19 protein-coding genes are annotated in these 19,629 nt (G+C 55.0%); 13 read left to right on the forward strand and 6 right to left on the reverse strand.

Annotation, left to right across the window (positions count from 1 at the left end; genetic code table 11):
• Window positions 1-91: 91 nt before the first annotated feature.
• Window positions 92-1,066 (reverse strand): aldo/keto reductase, encoded by a 975-nt coding sequence (locus tag CFI03_RS04775; RefSeq protein ID WP_248756641.1) that lies wholly within the window; start codon window positions 1,064-1,066, stop codon window positions 92-94.
• A gap of 211 nt (window positions 1,067-1,277) precedes the next feature.
• On the opposite strand from CFI03_RS04775, the gene CFI03_RS04780 reads away from it, so the two are divergent.
• Window positions 1,278-1,691, forward strand: a complete 414-nt coding sequence (locus CFI03_RS04780) for a glycosyltransferase (RefSeq protein ID WP_164775515.1) — start codon at window positions 1,278-1,280, stop codon at window positions 1,689-1,691.
• A 3-nt stretch (window positions 1,692-1,694) separates the two neighbouring features.
• On the opposite strand, the gene dapA is transcribed toward CFI03_RS04780, so the two are convergent.
• A complete protein-coding gene (gene dapA, locus CFI03_RS04785) occupies window positions 1,695-2,561 on the reverse strand; it encodes a 4-hydroxy-tetrahydrodipicolinate synthase (protein WP_248756642.1) in 867 nt (288 codons plus the stop codon).
• A 130-nt stretch (window positions 2,562-2,691) separates the two neighbouring features.
• On the opposite strand from dapA, the gene CFI03_RS04790 reads away from it, so the two are divergent.
• Window positions 2,692-3,576, forward strand: coding sequence for a LysR family transcriptional regulator (locus tag CFI03_RS04790; protein ID WP_248756643.1), 885 nt, complete (start codon window positions 2,692-2,694; stop codon window positions 3,574-3,576).
• A gap of 57 nt (window positions 3,577-3,633) precedes the next feature.
• Here the strand turns inward: CFI03_RS04790 and CFI03_RS04795 are convergent, their stop codons facing one another.
• On the reverse strand, window positions 3,634-5,727 hold the full coding sequence (locus CFI03_RS04795) for a multicopper oxidase family protein (protein ID WP_248756644.1): 2,094 nt from the start codon (window positions 5,725-5,727) through the stop codon (window positions 3,634-3,636).
• A gap of 261 nt (window positions 5,728-5,988) precedes the next feature.
• Here CFI03_RS04795 and CFI03_RS04800 point away from each other — a divergent pair, with 261 nt between their 5' ends.
• Together CFI03_RS04800 and yidC are read left to right on the forward strand one after the other, a co-directional pair.
• Window positions 5,989-6,318: a hypothetical protein gene (locus tag CFI03_RS04800; RefSeq protein WP_248756645.1), complete on the forward strand. Its 330-nt coding sequence runs from the start codon at window positions 5,989-5,991 to the stop codon at window positions 6,316-6,318.
• Window positions 6,284-7,102 (forward strand): membrane protein insertase YidC, encoded by an 819-nt coding sequence (yidC, locus tag CFI03_RS04805; RefSeq protein WP_127496155.1) that lies wholly within the window; start codon window positions 6,284-6,286, stop codon window positions 7,100-7,102. The genes CFI03_RS04800 and yidC overlap by 35 nt, the downstream gene beginning before the upstream one ends.
• Before the next feature lie 142 nt (window positions 7,103-7,244).
• Here yidC and CFI03_RS04810 read toward each other — a convergent pair whose 3' ends face one another.
• Window positions 7,245-7,421: a hypothetical protein gene (locus tag CFI03_RS04810; protein ID WP_164775514.1), complete on the reverse strand. Its 177-nt coding sequence runs from the start codon at window positions 7,419-7,421 to the stop codon at window positions 7,245-7,247.
• A 189-nt stretch (window positions 7,422-7,610) separates the two neighbouring features.
• On the opposite strand from CFI03_RS04810, the gene CFI03_RS04815 reads away from it, so the two are divergent.
• The 4 genes from CFI03_RS04815 (at window position 7,611) to CFI03_RS04830 (ending at window position 10,469) form a co-directional block, all read left to right on the forward strand.
• Entirely contained in the window at window positions 7,611-8,312 is a 702-nt protein-coding gene (locus CFI03_RS04815) for a pirin family protein (RefSeq protein ID WP_248756646.1), read from the forward strand.
• 58 nt (window positions 8,313-8,370) lie between these two features.
• The gene (locus tag CFI03_RS04820) at window positions 8,371-8,706 is read left to right on the forward strand and encodes a hypothetical protein (RefSeq protein WP_248756647.1); all 336 of its coding nucleotides are present in this window, start codon (window positions 8,371-8,373) and stop codon (window positions 8,704-8,706) included.
• Between the two features lie 201 nt (window positions 8,707-8,907).
• Window positions 8,908-9,138: a cold-shock protein gene (locus CFI03_RS04825; RefSeq protein WP_127496152.1), complete on the forward strand. Its 231-nt coding sequence runs from the start codon at window positions 8,908-8,910 to the stop codon at window positions 9,136-9,138.
• Window positions 9,139-9,251: 113 nt separating this feature from the next.
• Window positions 9,252-10,469 (forward strand): multidrug effflux MFS transporter, encoded by a 1,218-nt coding sequence (locus CFI03_RS04830; RefSeq protein ID WP_248756648.1) that lies wholly within the window; start codon window positions 9,252-9,254, stop codon window positions 10,467-10,469.
• Window positions 10,470-10,909: 440 nt separating this feature from the next.
• On the opposite strand, the gene CFI03_RS04835 is transcribed toward CFI03_RS04830, so the two are convergent.
• Window positions 10,910-11,968 carry an anthranilate phosphoribosyltransferase gene (locus CFI03_RS04835; RefSeq protein ID WP_248756649.1) on the reverse strand — a complete coding sequence of 353 codons (1,059 nt, stop codon included), beginning with the start codon at window positions 11,966-11,968 and terminating at the stop codon, window positions 10,910-10,912.
• Window positions 11,969-11,981: 13 nt separating this feature from the next.
• Complete coding sequence (locus CFI03_RS04840; RefSeq protein WP_248756650.1) at window positions 11,982-12,563, reverse strand: ANTAR domain-containing response regulator; 582 nt, start codon at window positions 12,561-12,563, stop codon at window positions 11,982-11,984.
• A 343-nt stretch (window positions 12,564-12,906) separates the two neighbouring features.
• Here CFI03_RS04840 and nirB point away from each other — a divergent pair, with 343 nt between their 5' ends.
• From nirB to CFI03_RS04865, 5 genes are all read left to right on the forward strand, one after another.
• Window positions 12,907-15,345, forward strand: coding sequence for a nitrite reductase large subunit NirB (gene nirB / locus CFI03_RS04845; RefSeq protein ID WP_248756651.1), 2,439 nt, complete (start codon window positions 12,907-12,909; stop codon window positions 15,343-15,345).
• A gap of 13 nt (window positions 15,346-15,358) precedes the next feature.
• The gene (gene nirD / locus CFI03_RS04850) at window positions 15,359-15,673 is read left to right on the forward strand and encodes a nitrite reductase small subunit NirD (RefSeq protein WP_248756652.1); all 315 of its coding nucleotides are present in this window, start codon (window positions 15,359-15,361) and stop codon (window positions 15,671-15,673) included.
• Window positions 15,674-15,831: 158 nt separating this feature from the next.
• Entirely contained in the window at window positions 15,832-16,707 is an 876-nt protein-coding gene (locus tag CFI03_RS04855) for a formate/nitrite transporter family protein (RefSeq protein WP_248756653.1), read from the forward strand.
• Complete coding sequence (gene cobA / locus CFI03_RS04860) at window positions 16,707-17,483, forward strand: uroporphyrinogen-III C-methyltransferase (RefSeq protein ID WP_248756654.1); 777 nt, start codon at window positions 16,707-16,709, stop codon at window positions 17,481-17,483. The genes CFI03_RS04855 and cobA overlap by 1 nt, the downstream gene beginning before the upstream one ends.
• A 393-nt stretch (window positions 17,484-17,876) precedes the next feature.
• Window positions 17,877-19,625 (forward strand): ABC transporter ATP-binding protein, encoded by a 1,749-nt coding sequence (locus CFI03_RS04865; protein WP_248756655.1) that lies wholly within the window; start codon window positions 17,877-17,879, stop codon window positions 19,623-19,625.
• The last annotated feature ends 4 nt before the right edge of the window (window positions 19,626-19,629 follow it).

A 19,629-nucleotide genomic window follows, 5' to 3' on the forward strand; every position in this document is an offset into this window, starting at 1 on the left:
CATTCTACCTTTCAGTAGGTATAAAAGTCAATATCCTGTTTCATCCAAAATTTAAAGGGATCTTGATGCCTGCCCGTGCGAATCCGTTTGCCTAAGGCAAACGGTATAGCGCAAACGGTTCGCCATGACGGAATGAACGGCTTAATGTATCCAGCTCGTCCAGCGCCGCCGCATCAAGCGGAAGCTCCACGCTGCCCAGATTATGCTCCAGCTGCTCCGTGCTTGTAGCGCCAACGATAACGGTGGAGACGGCAGGCTGCTTCATCAGCCAAGCCAGGGACAAGACGCTGGCAGAGCAGCCAAGCTTGCCCGCTAGCTCGCTTACTTGGCTTCCAAGCGCAAGATTGCTCTCGCCGAAGAAACGCGTGAAGCCCGGGTTGGTCGCAGCACGGGAACCTTCAGGAGCTTCCTCGCCCGCGCGGTATTTGCCCGTCAAGATTCCGCCTGCCAGCGGGAAGTAAGGAATAATGCCTACGCCTTGATCGAGGCACAGGGGCACAAGCTCGCGCTCCGGCGTCCGGTCGGCCAGCGAATAGCTAGTCTGAGTGGAGACGAACCGGTTCAGGCCAAGGCGGTCGCTAAGTCCAAGAGCCTTCATCAGCTCCCAGGCGGCATAGTTGGAGGCGCCGATATACCGGACTTTCCCGGACCGGATCATATCCTCGAGCGCCCGCAGCGTTTCCTCGAGAGGTGTCTCCGGGTCAAAGGTGTGAATTTGATACAGGTCAACGTAGTCGGTCTTGAGCCGTTTCAAGCTGTCTTCCAGCTCCAGCATCAGATGGTAACGGGAGGAGCCTTTTGCATTGGGACCTTCTCCTCTGACGAGCCCGGCTTTGGTTGCCAATACAACCTCATGGCGTCTGCCCGCAAGCGCTGCGCCGATGATAGCTTCCGAAGCCGTTGCCGAGTAAATATTAGCCGTATCGATAAAATTGATTCCGCGGTCGATGGCCGCGTGAAGAATGCGCGCCGAAGCGGCTTCGTCTGCCCGAGAACCAAAGGAGTTCGTACCGAGGCCTAACGCGGATACCTTCAGTCCACTTCCTCCCAGCCGGTTGTATAACATCGTTAAGGTCATCCCCTTTTCTTGGATCAAATGAATGTTGCAGTTAGTATAGCAAAATGTGGGCATTACAAGCTATATGCGAATCAGGCTTGTCGTGCTATATTTGACATAAAAGTAAAGCGTTTACTTATACTTAAATTAAGGGGAATTTAAGCTGTATCGATTATAGTAGCAGTATAGAGCAACATTTTGTCCGAAGGGGATGGGGAAAATGACGCGTCTGCCAGTTACCTACTCGATTATCGTGCCGGTCTGCAATGACGAGGAATCGCTGTTTGGCGCCTATAAGCGCCTGAAGCAAATCATGAAGCCTGCCGCCGCCAGCTACGAATTTATTTTTGTCGATAACTACAGCACAGACCGGTCGGCTGATATGCTGCGCGTCTTTTGCGCGGCGGATATCCGCGTGAGAGCGATCTATTTGTCAGCCCGCTGCGGCCATGCCGCCGCGATCGCGGCAGGCATTGACCATGCGGTGGGCTCGGGAATCGCCGTTATGGAAGTAAAGCCGGTTGACCGCAAGGCAGACATGGCCGAGCTGGCAAGCCCGCATCCGGCTTACACGATCCGGTCGATGGAAGGCTTTACTCATTCCCCGCTGTGGGAAGCTATTCCGGCCGGCTAGCGGCTACAGCCAGGCATTCAGCTGCTGCCGCAGCTCCTCCGACACCGGAGTAAGCGGCAAGCGGATATGCTCAGAGGCTATGCTGCCCTGCCGGGCAAGAAGATATTTTAACGGAGCGGGATTTGGCTCCCGGAACAGCAGACGGATCAAGGGAAGCAGAGCGCCGAAGGACTGCCTGCTTGCTTCAAGCTGGCCCAGCATGAACTGCTCATACACCTCTACGAAAGCCGTTGTCCGAACGCTAGCGGATGCCAGCATGCCACCGGCTGCGCCGCAGCAGAGCATAGCATGGAAGTAACGATCTTCCCCGCATAAGACCGGCTTGTGATCCCCGCTGCTTGCTAGCTCGATCATCAGTTCGATTCCGCCGGAGCTGTCTTTGATCCCGATGACGCCGTCCAGGTCCAGAATGGCGCGGACCGTATCCGGAGCAAGGCGTATTCCCGTGCGCGAAGGAATCTCATAAGCCACGATCGGCAGGCCCGTGCTTGCTGCCTGTCTGTAGTGCTCAATGATGCCCTCCTGGGAAGGACGGCTGTAATAGGGCACAACAACAAGGGCGGCATCCGCGCCAAGCTCTCCTGCAATTGCTGTTTTCCTCACGGTGGAAGCCGTATCGTTCGTTCCCGTCCCAACAATGACCGGACGGTTCATAGGCCCGCAGACCAAGCGCGCGGCTGCCGTAAGAGCCGCCATTTCCTCCAGCGTGACCGTCGGGGATTCCCCCGTAGTTCCGTTTACCACGATCCCGTTCACGCCATCCTCAACCAGCTGCTTCACATAGGATTCGAATGAACGGATGTCCACTTCTCCGCCAGCCCCCATAGGTGTTACCACCGGCACGTAAATTCCTTTCATTTCCGTTAGCATTTCCAGCGCCTCCCGTTTGATTTATGAATTCTGTCTTTACTGTAGCATGGCTGAAGTATTACAGTTATCTATAATGATTCATGACTAACATCAATAATTTTAATAATTAGATAAAAGCCGAGGTGGGAGCATGGAGCTGGTTTATTTGCAGACCTTTTGCGAGGTAGCGAGAAGGCGGAGTATTACGCGTGCCGCGGAAGAGCTTGGTTATGCGCAGTCCAGCGTAACCATTCAGATTCAGAAGCTGGAGAAGGAATACGGAGCGCCGCTGCTGGAGCGGTTCGGCAGACATATGCGCCTGACGCCGCCCGGCGAGAAGCTGTATGCATTGGCCGTTCAAATGCTGGAGCTGTACGAGCAATCCAAGGAAACGGTCGCGGGTTATGCGGGAGGTACGCTTGTGATCAGCGCTATCGATTCGCTGGCGGCTTATTTCCTGCCTCCATACCTGCAGAAGCTGCGCCAGCTGTTTCCCGAGCTGACCATCCAGCTTCAGCCGGACCGCGAATCGCACATTATCAGCAAGGTGAAGGACGGCGAATACGATATCGGTCTGCTGCTTGACGCCAAGCCGGCCGATGCGTCGCTGGAATGCCGGCCGCTGCGCGAAGAACCACTGGTATTAGCTGCGCCGGCAGGTCATCCGCTTGCCGATCGCCCCCGGATTGAGCTGGAAGATTTAAGCGGCATGGAGCTTATCATGTCGGAGGAAAGCTGCGTGTACCGGGGAATGTTCGAGAAGGTGCTGCGGGAGGGCGGGATCGCCTTTAACGCCTTGTTCGAGCTCGGCAATCCGGAGGCGGTGAAGCAATGCGTCGTGAACGGGCTGGGCCTCGCATTGCTGCCCCGCATGGTTGTTGCGGAAGATATGAAGCAGGGCCGATTGGCGGCTCTCCCGTTTATTCATCCGGAAATCCGTTTTGACCTGCAGTATTTGATTCATCCCCGCAAATGGATGTCGCAGCCGCTTCAAGCGTTTATCGCTCTGCTCCGCGAAGGGGAAGATCATAAATAAAATGACGCGAGTCTGCTCCTGCATACAGGAGCAGACTCGCGATTTTTTTATTGTTTATTATTCTGGATGATTATGCGTAGCCGTACCTACCGTATACGGAGATGTAATGCCTTCGTACATCAAATGCATCGTCATGCCTGCCGCCGCATGGGCGAGGTTATGGCAGTGGTCCATCCACAGTCCCTGGTTGTCGGCAACAAAGACAACTTCGTAGACCTCTCCCGGAGCCGCATCAAGCGTATCGGTCCACCAGGGGCTGCCGTCTGCGGCTTCGCCGTTCCGCGACAGGACCAGCATATGATGCCCGTGAAGATGCATCGGATGCTCAACGGCGCCGCGGTTAATAATCGTTGTTTTCACAAGCTCGCCTTCGCGGACCATAAACATCGGCGTATCCGGGAACACTTTGCCGTTAATCGTATAATTGAGCGCGAGTTTGCCGTCAAAGAACCCGAGCTGGTTATCCAGCACCATCGTAAATTCCCGGTCGAAACGGCTGTTTGCGTCAAAAGGCGTTGCAGCGGGCGTCCCGTAATGGGTAGGGTCAAAGATCGGCAGGTTAGAGATTTGCTTAGGCAAATCGCCTTGTCCATCCGGACTCATAACGATGCCCAGCTTGCCGCCTAACCCCACGTTTAAGGTAACCGGCGTATCCGGCATGGTGAAGGTCACGTCGTATCGGCCGCCCGTTATCAGATCAAGTCTGACATTTTTCAAATTCTGCGGCTCATGAAGCTCCGTTCCGTCAATGGCCGCCACTTTGAATGAGGCTCCGAGCAGCGTATATGACTGTCGGACCCAGTCGTCCGTATTGATCAGACGTAGACGTACCGGAGTTCCCGGCGCGATCTTTGCATGCTGGATGCCTTCGTTATCTCCAATGGCAACGCCTTGGTGATCCCAGATATGGGTCATCACCGTGATGTCTTTTGTATTTGGAGGCATTCCTTCCTCCGGCTCGACCACCAGCGAGCCAAACAGTCCTTTTTCCACGGCTTCCTGCGAATCCTGATGGGAATGGTACCAGAAGGTGCCGACCTGATTGGCTACGAACCGGTACGTATAGGTATCGCCGGGCATGACGGCATTTTGCGTTGCTCCCGCCACGCCGTCCTCCGCATTGGGAACGTCAAGGCCATGCCAGTGCAACGTTACGCCTTCCTCGATATCTTTGTTAATCAGCTTGACCTCGACCAGCTGCCCTTTCTTCAAGCGCAGTTCCGGTCCGGGCGTCTGACCGTTATAGGTCCAGGCCTCTACCGTTCGTCCGGAAGCCAGCGTAATGGTCTTCTTCTCGGCGGTTAGCGTAAACGAAACATCTGCTTTTCCTTCCGCGGGGCCTGTCAGACTATCGACGGAGATCTCCTTCACGGGTTCTGCCGATGCCGTAACGGCACCGCTGTGATGGTCATGGGCAAGTGCCGTACCCGTTCCGTTATCCATCGGACCATCCGTCATGGAGATCTTCTCGGGCAGCTTGCTGGCTTCTAACCCGCTGTAAAACGGGATGCTTCCTATTGCCAGAACAACCGCGAATACGGCCATCCGTCGCAGGAACCGCATCATGGGACGGTTAACCGGCTTTGTTCCGGTCAAGCTTACTCTTGAGCTACGGTTAAGATGCGTCAGCCAGAGAACCATTCCGGCGACAAGAAGCAGCACCAGCGGGATGGTTCCGTTCATGACGTCGAACGGAATCGTGGTCGTGAACGTCCAATACAGGCCGGTCAGGGAGCCAAGCGCTGCGAATTGGTAAGGCGCAACAAGCGCGGGCTGCGAAGCCCGGCTCAGCAGTCTGACGTCAAGCGGCGCTTCCGTCCTGCGCATCGTCGCTTGCCGGATGCGGCGAAGGCGGGGGAACGCGCCAAGCCATATCATCAGCATCGGAACAATCAGGACGGGCGGGATGAGCAGGCGGTCCCGCCAGAAGACGGAATCCGTAACCGCCATAAGCCAGATGATGCCTGCAAGAACGCCCGCGCAGGAAATGGACAAGAATATGGCCCAGGTTATTAATTTACGCGCTTTTCGGTTTAAATTCGCCTCTGAACCGCTGAATAGCAGGGCGGACGCCTTGTTGCCGGCAATCCAGGCGAGCAGCAGGGTAAGAAGCAGAAAGCCCCTTGCCACGCTAATAGCTGCAAAATACATACAATCGATTCCTCCGTCCCGGACTTTGCCGCGGAAAATAGTGCATCGGATTCCAAGAAGCCAAGGAAGCTATCCTGTCCGCGATGTGATAATATAGTCATAGTTCATTGTAGCGCCGGCGGACATTCGCCTTAACCGTCCCGAGATGGGATTTGAACTGGACTTTGGGCCGGGAGAAGAAACGTATGCCGGCTGCAGCCGTATTAGAGGAAAGCAAGCAGCAATGCTTACAATGCTAATTACGATAAGGAGGTGAATGCATTGTTAGAGCTGCAGGATTTAATCCCGTATTTTTTCTCGATCAGTATTTTATGTTCGATGGCTTATCTGGCGTATTTCGCCCATCAGAGCGTTGACGCGGAGTTTAATACCTTGCAGAAGCGAGTTGTATGGGAGCCGATTGTTCCGATTGTCGTGGTCATCAGCAGGCTGGAGAGGATCCAGCATTGGCTGGCCCGAAGGATTAAGCGTAAAGAAGCACCGGATGGTGAATCAGCGGATTGTCGCGCTTCGTTTGTGAGGATTACCGAGCACGCACACAAACGAGGAGGCTATTATGAGCAAAAACAATGCATTCACCGCTTTTACTAAAAAATACAGAATTCTCGCAGCCATCGCGATCCTAGTGATCGTCAGCGGCTGCGGCGCCAAAGGAACGATTGATTCCGACACGCCAGGCTTTTTTAACCATTATGTCGTTTTTCCGTTCTCGTATCTGATTCAGCACATCGCCTCTTTCTTTGGCGACAGCTACGGCATGGCCGTTATCGTCATGACGCTGCTCGTGCGGATCGTCCTTCTGCCTCTGATGCTGCGGCAGTATAAAGGCCAGCAAGGCATGAAGCAGAAGATGAGCGTTATTCAGCCGGAGCTGAACAAGCTGAAAGAAAAGTACAAAGAGAAGACACCTGAGAACCAGGCCAAGCTGCAAAAAGAAACGATGGAGCTCTACAGCAAGCATCAGTTTAATCCGATGGCGATTGGCTGTCTGCCTATGCTGATTCAGATGCCGATCCTGACCGGCCTCTATTACGCGATCAAGATGACGCCGGAGCTAGCCCAGCATTCGTTCCTGTGGTTCCAGCTCGGCACGCCGGATCATATTCTGCCGTTCCTGGCTGCAGCGATTTATTACGTGCAGTTCCGCGTATCGCAGATTGGCGTGGACTCTGCTCAGCAAAAGCAAATGGCGATGCTAGGCTTGCTCTCGCCGGTGATGATGGGGATTTTCTCCTTCAGCGCTCCGGCTGCGGTGCCGCTGTACTGGGTTGTCGGGGGAACGTTTATGATCATTCAGACGCTTGTATCGAAGAAGCTATACCCGACGCTGCCTGCAGCGGGGGTTAACGATTCGCCGGCGGTTTCGGCAAAATAATATCCCGTGCGAGTTAAAAGAAGAAGGACGCATGGCCTGTTTGCACAGGTTGATGCGTCCTTTTATTTTCCCGTATTTGGCGATATTTCGCCGTAAGGGGCTGTATACCTCACTCCTTAAGTGCTATACTTGTTATAGCTCCTTACCGCGAGCCGTCAGCCGGTCCGCTGGGAGGCGGCGCTGCTGCGCCCTTTTTCGGATACCTATCGATCAGTTTACTTGTTGCATCCGGCAAGACGATTTGCGGCATTTCCTCTGTAAATAAGCCGAATTTCGGATCGATATCTCTCTCCGTAACGAGATCATCCTTATTGTCCATCGCCCGTTCACACTCCCTTTTTTTGCTCCTGCCGTTAGATTGCCCTATATTTTCACTTACCATTACGATTACATAAGGTCTTAGCACGAGCCCGTCCGGTATATTTTTTTGGTATACCTGTCTGCCCGAGGTTACAATAAAAGGAGGATATGGCTCGGAATATTGATTGAAAAAGGAGGCGTTTTTTCGATGATGAAACATTTTCCGGCAAGTGCCCGCCATTCTGTCGATTTGGGATGGCTCCGCAGCGCGATGAGCTTCTCGTTTGGGGAGTACTTCGATCCCGACAATTCGAGCTTTGGCGTCATGCGGGTATTAAACGATGATACGATCGCACCGGGGCGCGGCTTTGGCGCTCATCCGCACAGCGAGATGGAGATCGTGACGATTCCGCTGACGGGAAGACTGAAGCATGAAGACAACCTTGGCAATATCGAAGTAACATCGGCAGGCGAAGTTCAGCGCATGTCGGCGGGAACGGGAATTATTCACGCGGAATACAACGATTCAGATACAGAGGAAGGCACCTTCCTGCAATTGTGGTTTATGCCGAAAGAACGGGGGCTCGCTCCCTCCTACGAAATGGCCAGCTACGATGAAGCGAAGCTGCAGAATGCGCTGCTGCCGGTTGTGACGCCGGATGGCGCGGGAGATACGGCAAGCATCAATCAGGATATGACGATCTATTTGGGCCGGCTGCAGCCGGGCAGAAGGATCTTTTTTAATCAGAAAACCGGACGCCGCGCCTTTGTTATGGTGCTGGAAGGGAATCTGAACGTGAATGGCATTGCGATGGGACCCAAAGATTCGATCCGCGCGGAATTCGAGCCCGATTTCGTGTTGTCCGCCGCCGAAGAATCCGCCTTTGTGATGCTGATTGATCTGCCGTAAGGCATGCTTGCGAAATGCGGCTGAAAGAGAGCTATATGCTTTTTAGGAGGGTTCAACCATGAAAGAACAGTTACTTATCAAACACGCCGTAGGCGGCAGGACTTTTGTGGATTCATCCAAGCAATCGGTGGCTTACGAGGTGACGCATGAAGCGGGGCAGTGGCAATTCGACGTGCATACGCCAAAGCATGCCGGAATAGAAGAGATTCTGAAGTGGAAGCAGGAGCTGAACGTATTTATTTTCCGGACATACGACGACGGTCGCCCAACGCTGAAGATCTGGTATTCGGTTGCGGCCGATACGGTTAAATACGATGCAGCCGGGGAGAAGCTGACGTTTATTGCGGTATCCTGCATTGAATATATTCCGAATGAATTCGGCTATAAGCTATAAATGATGTACCAAGGAAAAACAACGTTTAATCTTACATAGTTCAAGCTCTTTCGCTTCCTGACGGAGGCGGGAGAGCTTTTTTTGCGCCTGCTCTTCCGCTTAGAAATTTTATGTATGAAATTAGCGGTTATAGGCACTCTAAAGTGACGGGGTTTATGGAGTCCGTACCAGATTAATGTGCAGAAGGAGGCATACATACCTATGTATAACAGAAAAAAAATTCAGGAAGATATTCCGGAGGTCATCACGAAAATTTGGTCATGCGCAAGCGAGGACTGCAATGGCTGGATGCGGGCCAACTTCTCTTTTGACCAAACGCCGACCTGCGTGTTGTGCCAATCCCCAATGATCAGCGGGGAGAGGATGCTTCCTCTGATCGTGAATCTGAATGATTCCGTGAAGCTGAGCGCTGTCGTCAATACGGCCGAATAGCTGGATCGCTCGGGAGGATGCCTTTAGGGGCATCCTCTTCTTTTGTTTCCTTGACAGGGCCCGGAATCGTCATTAGAATGTTTGCGATAAAACGGTTCTGGAGTGGTTGCCTAATGGGAAAAGATAAGGATTCGGCGCAGACACAGGCACCAAAAGCGGTCTTGTGGATGGCTTTGCTGCTTGGCTCGTTGTCTGCGTTTGCTCCTCTATCGATCGATATGTATTTACCGGCTTTGCCGGAGCTTGCGGATGATTTCGGCGCGGGGACGTCGATGTCCCAGCTTAGCTTAACGGCCTGCCTGCTGGGCATATCGCTGGGACAGCTGTTTATTGGCCCGATCAGCGATGTCAGGGGCCGACGCAAGCCTTTATTAATTGGACTCATTGTTTATATTGCGGCTTCGATTCTATGCGTGGCGGCGCCGTCCATTGAGACCTTTGTCCTGCTGCGTTTCGTGCAGGGCTTTGGCGGCGCGGCGGGAATCGTTATATCGCGTGCGGTTGTCCGGGATTTGTTCGAGGGAGCGGGAATGACAAGGTTCTTCTCGATGCTGATGCTGGTGAACGGCGTAGCCCCAATCGCGGCTCCGATTGCCGGAGGACAAATTCTGAAATGGACGGAATGGCGCGGCGTGTTTATTGTTCTGACCGTGATTGGCGCGGTGATGTTTGCGGCGGTATGGTTCGGGATGAAGGAATCTCTTCAGGAGAGGAACCGCTCGCAGGGCGGAGTCCGCAATATGCTGGCGAAATTCCGCCGATTGCTGACGGACCGCGTCTTTATGGGCTACGCGCTGACGCAGGGCTTTGTGGTAGCGGGGATGTTCGCCTATATCTCGGGGTCGCCGTTTGTGATCCAGAACCTGTTTGGCGTCTCGCCGCAGGGCTACAGCTTGTGCTTCGCTATTAACGGGCTTGGCATTATCGCGGCCAGCCAGATCGCCGGGCGGCTTGCCGGCAAGGTAAGCGCGCCAAAGCTGCTTGTTGCCGGACTTAGCCTCGCGTTTGCGGGCGGGCTGGCGCTGCTGATGTCGATTATAGCCGGCTGGGGGCTGTTCGCCGTGCTGGTGCCTTTATTCTTCGTCGTCGCCAGCGTCGGGATTGTGCAGACGGCAAGCTTCTCGCTTGCGATGCAGAACCAGCAGCAGGCGGCAGGCAGCGCATCGGCGCTGCTTGGCTTGCTGTCCTTTGTTTTTGGCGCCTGCATGGCGCCGCTTGTGGGGCTTGGCGGCAGCAAAGCCGCGCTGCCGATGGGGATGGTTATCGCCGCGGCGGAGACCGCGGCCGTGCTCAGCTATGCGCTGCTCGTACGCCGAGCACGCTCGCGCTAGGACAGCGCGGGTTGAGGCATGGCGCCATTGTTGGGCGGCGATAGGACCCTGTCGGGGTCTTATCGCCGCTTTTTTTGCCCTGGTACAGGCGATTAGCGCCTCACAGGGTCTTATTTCTCGCCCTTGGCCTGTTTATGCCGCTTCGGGCGGGCTAGATTGTTGGGTTAGGGCCCTTTAGGGGCCTTAACCCTCAAAACTGGCTACTTCTTCTTGCTGTTAAGATCCCTTAGGGACCTTAAGCCGTCTATAACAGCAGCAGTCCGTCGCCTTTTGCGGTGTTGGGCGTATCTCTGGATAGGGAATTGAGAGGAATGGAAAGGAAAAGAGCTTCTGACGGGACGATCGTCCCGTCAGAAGCTCTTGATTATGTTCATCTTAGGTTAAGAGGGAGGTGGGGGGCTGCCCAACTGCCCAACTGCAGTGCCAGCGCGTATGTTACCTTACTTCACACTGCCGATCGGGGAGGGTGTTCCTTCGCCGAGCAAGCTGCTGCGCCAAGCTGCGTAACGTTCCCACGCAGCCCCGCTGTCGAGCAGCGCTTTGCATTGATACAACGCTTCCTCGACGGATTCGGCGCGGTCAGCCAGACGGAGCCGAACCGCCGCATTCAGCAGAACCTGGTTCACGTAGCCGATATGGGCTTTGCCTTGCAGGACGGCCTCGACGGTCTCGATCTGCTCGGCAGCGCTCCATTCGGTTTTCTCCGGCAGCGTTGCCTCCAAGCCGAATTCCTCCGGATCAATGACGTGCAGTCGCGCCTCGCCATCCTCAACGATATAGGTGCGGGTAGGGCGCTCGATGAACAGATCCTCGGAGCCCTCCGTCCCTTGCACGATAAGGGCCCGGCGGTATTTCAAATCGGTGAGCAGCTTGCTCATCCGGTCGAAGACGGTATTATGGAATACGCCAAAGACGAGGTACGGCGAATGGGAGAAATCGATCAGCTTCTCCGCGGTGTTCAGCACCGTACGCATGCCAAGCTCTTCGCGGATGCCCCGAAGCTCGCCCAGCGGCGGGCACCATTCCTCGGTGTCGACGAACAGCACGCCGGTTGCTTTAGCCGCCTGCACGACGCGGTCCCGCGTCAGCTGCGCTTTCCCGATGCCCAGCTCGGCGAGCATATCCAGCAGCGTTACGCCCCATTTCGGCGGCAGCGATTTCGCGCCGTGCAGCGTAACGGGAAGGCCGGCCGAAGCCAGCACGAAGGCTGTCGCGAACGAGGCGAAGAACGTTTTTACCCGCCCGTCGTATGGTCCCGCGCAGTCCAATCCTTCCTGAATGGGAGCGCGGTAGGCGCTGTTCCGGCATACGTTGACGAACGCTTCGAGTTCCTCGACGCTTTCCATCTTAATCCGTTCGGCAATAAAAAAGGCTCCCATCTGGGCAGGGGTCGCTTTCCGGCTCATGATCCAGTCGGCCGCTTCCAGCGCCTCTTCATAGGTTAAGTCCCTGGCGCCCCTTTTTCCTCGGCCGACTTCTTTTAATAGTGTAGTAAACATCGTCAGCACCCCTTTATTTCTGCTCTTGCAGCAGCTGATAGACTTTCACGATGGATGTCGCGACATCCACGATCCGCTTCCGCTCGTTCATCGCCTGCTTGCGCAGCAGGTCGTAAGCTTCCGCTTCGGATACCTGCTTTATTTTACATAGGATACCCTTGGCCATGTCAATCCACTTCCGCTCTTCCAGCCGCGCCTCCAGCTGCTTGCGCTCGTTCAGCCACTGCTGCCGCTCGAAGCAGGCCTTCGAGCCGAAATGAAGCGCCCAGTGGAGCTCCTGCTCGCTCATCGATGGCGCGAGAATGCCGTCGATCGGCAGATCATCCTCGCAAAAGGCGGCGGACATCGTAGCCGTATCCGCGCTGCACCACCAGAGCATAGGGAGCCTCTTGCGCTGCAAGAGCCGGCTGCCCCAAGCCTTCACTTCACCTAACGGCAGGTGAAAAATGACTGCGTCTGCCTTCGGCAGATGGTTTTTGGCCGTGTCATCCGAGCTTGCATACAGGACGGAATACCCGTATGCCTCCAGCATTTGTTCCAGCTGCTGCGCTTCCGCTTTTCCCCCGGGATTGTCGATCACTAACAGAGAACGCATGTCATCCTCCTCTTCCCTACGAACGAATCTCATTTGTTATTATATATAACATGGAACATGTAAAACTGTCGATACGCACAAATGTTCATTTTTTATGTTAAGTATGTTGACATGAATGTTTCGGCATTGTATAGTAGCGGTAACACACCGACAAAGCTTCCGGCTTTGCGGCACTATAATTTAAACTTTCGTGAATACAATGGCGTATTCATTTGAAGCGGCAATGAAGCCTGTCTTCGTCTTTTGCGGGAATGCACTAGTGCGTCCTCGCGGAATCCGAAGCAGGCTTTTTCTATTTTTCCATACAGATTAAGAGCTAGAGAGAGTGGAGAGGAGAATGACAATGGCGGATCGAAAAAAATTGGTGCTGGTTGGCAACGGAATGGCGGGGGTGCGGGCAATCGAGCATCTGATCAAGCTCGCACCGGATGCATATAGCATTACGATTTTTGGCGCGGAGCCGTACCCGAACTACAACCGGATTATGTTATCCTCGGTGCTTGCGGGCGGAACGGACATGAAGGATATCATCATTAACGACTGGGACTGGTACGCGGACAATCATATTCAGCTGCATGCCGGGCATACGGTCACGAAAATTGATACGAAACGGAAAAAAGTGTACTCCCAGCAAGGGGTAGAAGCGGACTATGACGTGCTGGTTATGGCAACGGGCTCGAATCCGTTTATGCTGCCTTTGCCTGGCGCGAACAAAGAGGGCGTAATTGGCTTCCGGGATATCCGCGATACAGAGATTATGCAGGAGACTTCCCAAAAATACAAAAAAGCAGCCGTCATCGGCGGTGGCCTGCTTGGGCTTGAAGCGGCGCGGGGGCTGCTGAATCTGGGCATGGACGTGCATGTTGTCCATATCAACGGCATTCTGATGAACCGCGAGCTGGATGAGCCGGCTGCACGGATGCTGCAGCGCGAGCTCGAAGCGCAAGGAATGAAATTCCTGCTCAGCAAGCAATCGGCCTCCATTACGGGCAGACGCCGCGTGAAGGCTTTGCAATTCGCGGACGGCAGCGAGGTGGAGGCGGATCTTATCGTGATGGCTGTGGGGATCCGACCGAACGTTGAATTAGCGAAAGCTTCCGGTATCGAAGTCGGCCGCGGGATTATCGTTGACGACTTCATGCGGACGAATATTCCGGATGTGTACGCGGTTGGCGAATGCGCCGAGCACCGGGGAATCGCTTACGGCCTTGTTGCTCCATTGTATGAGCAAGGCGCCGTTCTGGCAAAGCTGCTGGCCGGCGTAGAGACGGAAGGCTACCAGGGTTCCGTTACTTCAACCAAGCTGAAGGTATCCGGCGTTGACGTATTCTCGGCTGGCCAATTCAACGAAGGGCCGGGCACGAGAGCCCTGCGCATTCAGGACGACGTAGCGGGTACGTACAAGAAGATCGTAATCAAGAACGGCAAGCTTGTAGGAGCCGTACTGTTTGGCGATACTTCCGACGGTGCCGAGCTGTTCTCGATTATGAAGAAGGGCGATTCGATCGAAGGCAAGGAGAAGGAGCTGCTGCTTGGCTTCTCGCCTGCAGGCGGGGGTACTTCCTCCGCAGGGGACCGGCTGGCTGCGATGCCGGACGATGAAATCGTCTGCGGCTGCAACGGCGTATCGAAGGGCGCCATTGCCGATGCCGTTCAAAATAAAGGCTGCAATACGATGGCCAGTCTCAAAGGCTGCACGAAAGCTTCCGCTTCCTGCGGAGGCTGCAAACCTCAAGTGGAAGGCTTGCTGAAGCTGTACGCCGGCGATGCGGCGGGCGTGCCGATGAAGGAAGGCATCTGCGGCTGTACGGAGCATTCCCGTGACGAGATCGTTGCGGCTATCAAGGAAATGCGCCTCATGACGGTCAAGGAAGTCATGAACGTGCTGGGATGGAAGAACGAAGGGGGCTGCACGAAATGCCGTCCGTCGCTGAACTACTACCTTGGCATGCTATGGCCGGGAGAATACGAGGATCAGAAGGAATCGCGCTTCACGAACGAGCGCTACCACGCGAACATTCAGAAGGACGGCACCTATTCGGTTGTGCCTCGCGTTTACGGCGGCGTAACCACGCCGTCCGATCTGATCAAAATCGCTACCGTCGCCGAGAAGTATGAGGTTCCGATGGTGAAGTTCACCGGCGGGCAGCGGCTTGACCTGCTGGGCGTGAAGAAGGAGGATCTGCCGAAGATTTGGGAGGAGCTTGACATGCCTTCCGGCCATGCTTACGGCAAGACGCTCCGCACGGTAAAAACCTGCGTCGGCAACACCTTCTGCCGATTCGGCACGCAGGATTCGATCGCCATGGGGATCCGGATGGAGAAAGCCTACGAGCGAATGACGGCTCCGGCGAAAGTAAAGCTTGCCGTATCCGGCTGTCCGCGCAACTGCGCGGAAGCAACGATCAAGGATCTTGGCATTGTCGCGATCGACGGCGCCTGGGAGCTTCACGTAGGCGGCAACGGTGGCATCCACGTCCGCGCGACCGAGCTTCTCTGTACCGTGAAGACGGAGGATGAAGTGATGGAATGGTCCTCGGCTTACCTGCAATATTACCGCGAGAATGCGACATGGAACGAACGTACCGCGCAATGGATTGAACGCGTTGGCCTGGACCATGTCAAGAAAGCTCTCGAGAAGCGGGAAGACCGCCTGGCCTTGGTGGAGCGTCTGGAGAAGACGCTCAGCTATACTACGGACCCTTGGAAAGAAATTATAGAGAACAAAGAGCTGCGCAAAAACTTCGAGCAATTATCCGCTCCGCAGCCGGCGCAAGGATAGGGGGAGCTACTATATGGTGACAAAGGTGCTTGTGGCGAAAATGACGGATATCGACGTATTGGGCTCTCGAACGGTGCAGATCGACAACACGGACGTTGCTATTTTCCGCTTGGCAGACGGCAGCGTGAAGGCAATCGAGAACAAATGCCCGCATAAGGGCGGCAGGCTTTCGGAAGGGATGGTGTGCGGCACGGCCGTACACTGCCCGCTGCATGACTGGAAGATAGACCTGAAGAGCGGACGCGTGCATGAGCCGGACGACGGCTGCGTCAAGACGTTCGAGACGGAGATTGACCCGGGCAGCGGCGAGATCTATATCACCTTGTAAAGCGGAAAAGAGACAATAAGCCCGACACTTTCGAAGTATGAATCATCACGATAGCTGGCGGTGATCATTCATTAGGTGGACGCTTTCGAAGTATGAATCATCACGATAGCCCATATACGGGCTATCGCGGTGATCATTCATTTTAGGAGGAATGGAACATGGACTACGTGAAACCGGCTGAAGTACTGGAATCGATGGTAGAGGCAGGGACGGCAAAGGCGGAAATGAGCGCCTCGCAAATGCTGATGAGGGGATTTTTGGGCGGCGGCATTCTGGCATTCGCAACTACGCTCGCCTATACGGCCACAACGCAAACTTCACTGGCTCTAACCGGAGCTATTATTTTCCCGATCGGCTTTGTCATCATCGTTCTTCTGGGGCTTGAGCTCGTGACCGGCAGCTTTGCGCTTATTCCTCTATCGGTCTTCAAACGGAAAACCTCCCTATCCCGGATGCTGGCCAACTACGGGCTTGTCATTATCGGCCACCTGATCGGCTGCGCGGTATACGCGGCTTTATACGGCATGGCGGTTACGAAGATGGGGACGGATATGACGAATCCGCTTGCCCAAATGCTCATTCAAGTCAGCGAGACCAAGACGTTGGGTTATCAAAAAATGGGCTTCGACGGGATCGTACTTGTGTTTATTAAGGCGATTCTATGCAACTGGATGGTAACGCTGGGCGTCGTCATGGCGATGACCTCCAAATCGACTTTGGGCAAAATCGTTGCAATGTGGCTGCCGATTCTGATGTTCTTCGAGCAAGGCTTCGAGCATGCGGTCGTTAATATGTTCGTCATCCCTGCCGGCATGATGCTTGGCGCAGACGTATCGGTAGCGGACTGGTGGCTGTGGAACCAAATTCCGGTGCTGCTCGGCAACTTTGTTGGCGGCGCTTTGTTTACCGGCTTTATGTTCTACTGGTCGCATAACAAGAAGGCAAAGGACTCCGAAAGCTCTTCCTCCTCCTCTTCCGCAAAGTCGGGACTTCCAGCCAAGCCGGCGCTTGCTGCCGAGAAAAGCGGTCTGTAATGCGGGCGGCGGCAGCGGGTAAGGTATACATTGTTGGAGCGGGCCCGGGCGATCCGGAGCTGATCACGGTGAAGGCGATGCGGCGAATCGGGCTGGCGGACGTGATCCTGTACGACCGGCTCGTGAATGAAGAGCTTCTCGCTTACGCCCGCGCGGATGCGGAGCTGGTGTACTGCGGCAAGGCGCCTAATGCTCACGCGATGCCGCAAGAGGAGATTAACGCAGCGCTTGTCGCATACGCCAAGCTAGGGAAGACGGTCGTTCGCCTGAAAGGGGGCGACCCCTTCGTCTTCGGGCGCGGCGGCGAGGAAGCGCTGGAGCTGGCGGAGCACGGCATCGAGTGGGAGATCGTGCCGGGCGTCACGTCGGCCATTGGCGCGGCGGCTTCGGCGGCGATTCCGCTGACGCATCGCGGAAAGGCGGCGTCCTTCGCCTGCGTGACCGGCAATCGCTGCCATGGCGACCAGGAGCCGGTCCGCTGGGATTTGCTTGCGCATAGCGTGGATACGCTGGCGATCTACATGGGCGTCAGCCAGCTCGCCGTAATCCGCGGGGAGCTGCTGAAGCATGGCAAGGCAGCAGCTACGCCGGTTGCGATTATTGAGCGCGGCACAACAAGCAAGCAGCGTGTAATTACGGGAACGCTTGCCGACATTCATAAGCTGGCGGTGTCTTTTAAAGTGGTCAACCCGGCGCTGATCATTGTGGGCGAAGTGGTCAGGGTTCGCGAGCAGCTTCTGCTGGCGGAGCGGCAGGCGGAAGCCTGGGTTATGTGATCATCCTCCAAAATAGGCGGGGTTTTACAAAAAAACGGATTGACAGTTATTTCTTCGGATGGTAAAGTGACAAATATCTTAAACAAATCGAAAGGAGGATTACGGCATGAATCCAATTGTAGGCGTTCATCAACAATTTAACCAAATGCATACTAAATTTATGAGCGTAATCCATCCGCGCGTCGAATCTCTTTGATCTTTAGGGGTATCCCATTAGAATCAAAGGCGCATGGTTACGTAACCGTAACCGTGCGCCTTTTTTGATGCAGCGGGCCAACTTGTGCCCGATTACTGCCAAAGGAAGCGTATCGTTATCTAACGGTGCGCTTCCTTTTTTTGCGGTTTTGTGGGGGAAGATGCTTGGATGGAAACGGGAGGTGTCTAACAGAAACTATGTTTATCGTACTTAAGAAGCTTCGATGGTTTTTCGCAATGAATTGGAAAAGATATACGCTAGCCTGCGTGCTGCTCATCATCACGGGGTTTCTCGACGTCATTCCGCCTTGGCTGATTGGCCATACGATTGACGGGATTCATCAGGGCAGGCTGGACGCTACGGGCTTTATGCAGGTCGTGGCGGGCTGGGTCGCCGTAACGGTGGTCGGCTACGCGATCACTTACGTGTGGCACTATAAGCTGTTTGGCGGTGCCTTCGTACTGGAGCGGCTGCTCCGCTCGAGACTGATGCGTCATTTCCTCAAGATGTCGCCAACCTTTTATGAACGGAACCGGACGGGCGACCTGATGGCCCGTTCCACGAATGACCTGAATGCGGTTGCCACAACGGCCGGATTCGGCATTCTGACGCTGATTGACTCCACTTTCTTCATGCTGACGATTCTCGGCATTATGGCGGCGATGATCAGCGTTAAGCTGACGCTGGCGGCGCTTCTGCCGCTGCCGTTCATCGCGCTTGCGATGAAGCATTTCGGAGGTAAAATCCATGAGCGCTTTATGCAGTCGCAGGACGCTTTCGGCGAATTGAACGACCAGGTGCTGGAATCGGTATCGGGGGTACGGGTTATCCGCGCCTTCGTGCAGGAGGAAGCAAGTCAGGATCAATTCCGCAAGAAAACCGACGAGGTCTTTCAGAAAAATATCGAGGTGGCCAAGATCGATGCGCTTTTCGAGCCAACGATCAAAATTCTGGTCGGCCTCAGTTATCTGATCGGCTTATGTTATGGCGGTTATCTCGTATTCCATAGCGAGATTACGCTCGGCGAGCTGGTCTCCTTTAACGTCTATCTCGGGATGCTGATCTGGCCGATGTTCGCGATTGGCGAGCTGATCAACATTATGCAGCGGGGCAACGCTTCGCTTGACCGGGTAGAAGAAACGCTTGGCTACAAGCCGGATGTGCAGGATGCGGAGAACACCATTGATGTGACCGCCCCGGCAACGATTGCTTTTGACGATGTAACGTTCCGTTATCCGTCGTCGGTGGTAGATAATTTGAGCGATGTAAACATCAGTCTGCGCCAAGGCCAGACGCTAGGTATCGTCGGCCGTACGGGCAGCGGCAAAACAACGCTGCTCAAGCAGCTGCTGCGCGAATATCCGGTTGGCGCCGGCGAGATCAAGATTACCGGGCAGCGGCTTGAAAAGCTGCCGATGGAACGGCTCCTTGGCTGGATCGGCTACGTGCCGCAGCAGCCAATCCTGTTCTCGAAGACGATTCGCGAGAATATTATGTTCGGCAAGAAAGGCGAAACGACGGAAGAGGATATGCAGCGTGCGCTTGCAAGGGCTTCCTTCGCCAAGGATATTCAATTCCTGCCTGACGGGCTGGAAACCATGGTCGGCGAGAAGGGCGTTGCGCTCTCCGGCGGTCAGAAGCAGCGGGTCAGCATCGCCCGCGCGCTTATCGCCGATCCGGAAATCTTGATGCTGGACGACGCGTTGTCCGCGGTAGACGGACGGACCGAGGCCGAGATTATCGAAGGCATCCGGACGGAACGCGCAGGCAAAACGACACTAATTACGACTCACCGGCTGTCCGCGGTGCAGCATGCCGACCACATTATCGTGCTCGATGAAGGACGTATTGTTCAGCAGGGTACCCATGATCATCTTGTGAAGCAGGATGGCTGGTACAGAGAGCAGTACGAGCGGCAGCAGCTGGAGTCGCTGATTGAATCATAGGAAA

This window comes from Paenibacillus sp. ATY16 (assembly GCF_003399985.2).
Taxonomy (GTDB): Bacteria; Bacillota; Bacilli; order Paenibacillales; family Paenibacillaceae; genus Pristimantibacillus; species Pristimantibacillus glycanilyticus.

Coding starts and splice junctions, on each gene's coding strand:
- CFI03_RS04865 (WP_248756655.1), top strand. CDS start 17,877: ATGTTTATCGTACTTAAGAAGCTTCGATGGTTTTTCGCAATGAATTGG.
- CFI03_RS04820 (WP_248756647.1), top strand. CDS start 8,371: ATGAAAGAACAGTTACTTATCAAACACGCCGTAGGCGGCAGGACTTTT.
- nirD (WP_248756652.1), top strand. CDS start 15,359: ATGGTGACAAAGGTGCTTGTGGCGAAAATGACGGATATCGACGTATTG.
- yidC (WP_127496155.1), top strand. CDS start 6,284: ATGAGCAAAAACAATGCATTCACCGCTTTTACTAAAAAATACAGAATT.
- CFI03_RS04830 (WP_248756648.1), top strand. CDS start 9,252: ATGGGAAAAGATAAGGATTCGGCGCAGACACAGGCACCAAAAGCGGTC.
- CFI03_RS04780 (WP_164775515.1), top strand. CDS start 1,278: ATGACGCGTCTGCCAGTTACCTACTCGATTATCGTGCCGGTCTGCAAT.
- CFI03_RS04815 (WP_248756646.1), top strand. CDS start 7,611: ATGATGAAACATTTTCCGGCAAGTGCCCGCCATTCTGTCGATTTGGGA.
- CFI03_RS04790 (WP_248756643.1), top strand. CDS start 2,692: ATGGAGCTGGTTTATTTGCAGACCTTTTGCGAGGTAGCGAGAAGGCGG.
- CFI03_RS04810 (WP_164775514.1), bottom strand. CDS start 7,421: ATGGACAATAAGGATGATCTCGTTACGGAGAGAGATATCGATCCGAAA.
- cobA (WP_248756654.1), top strand. CDS start 16,707: ATGCGGGCGGCGGCAGCGGGTAAGGTATACATTGTTGGAGCGGGCCCG.
- CFI03_RS04795 (WP_248756644.1), bottom strand. CDS start 5,727: ATGTATTTTGCAGCTATTAGCGTGGCAAGGGGCTTTCTGCTTCTTACC.
- nirB (WP_248756651.1), top strand. CDS start 12,907: ATGGCGGATCGAAAAAAATTGGTGCTGGTTGGCAACGGAATGGCGGGG.
- CFI03_RS04825 (WP_127496152.1), top strand. CDS start 8,908: ATGTATAACAGAAAAAAAATTCAGGAAGATATTCCGGAGGTCATCACG.
- CFI03_RS04775 (WP_248756641.1), bottom strand. CDS start 1,066: ATGTTATACAACCGGCTGGGAGGAAGTGGACTGAAGGTATCCGCGTTA.
- CFI03_RS04835 (WP_248756649.1), bottom strand. CDS start 11,968: ATGTTTACTACACTATTAAAAGAAGTCGGCCGAGGAAAAAGGGGCGCC.
- CFI03_RS04855 (WP_248756653.1), top strand. CDS start 15,832: ATGGACTACGTGAAACCGGCTGAAGTACTGGAATCGATGGTAGAGGCA.
- dapA (WP_248756642.1), bottom strand. CDS start 2,561: ATGCTAACGGAAATGAAAGGAATTTACGTGCCGGTGGTAACACCTATG.
- CFI03_RS04840 (WP_248756650.1), bottom strand. CDS start 12,563: ATGCGTTCTCTGTTAGTGATCGACAATCCCGGGGGAAAAGCGGAAGCG.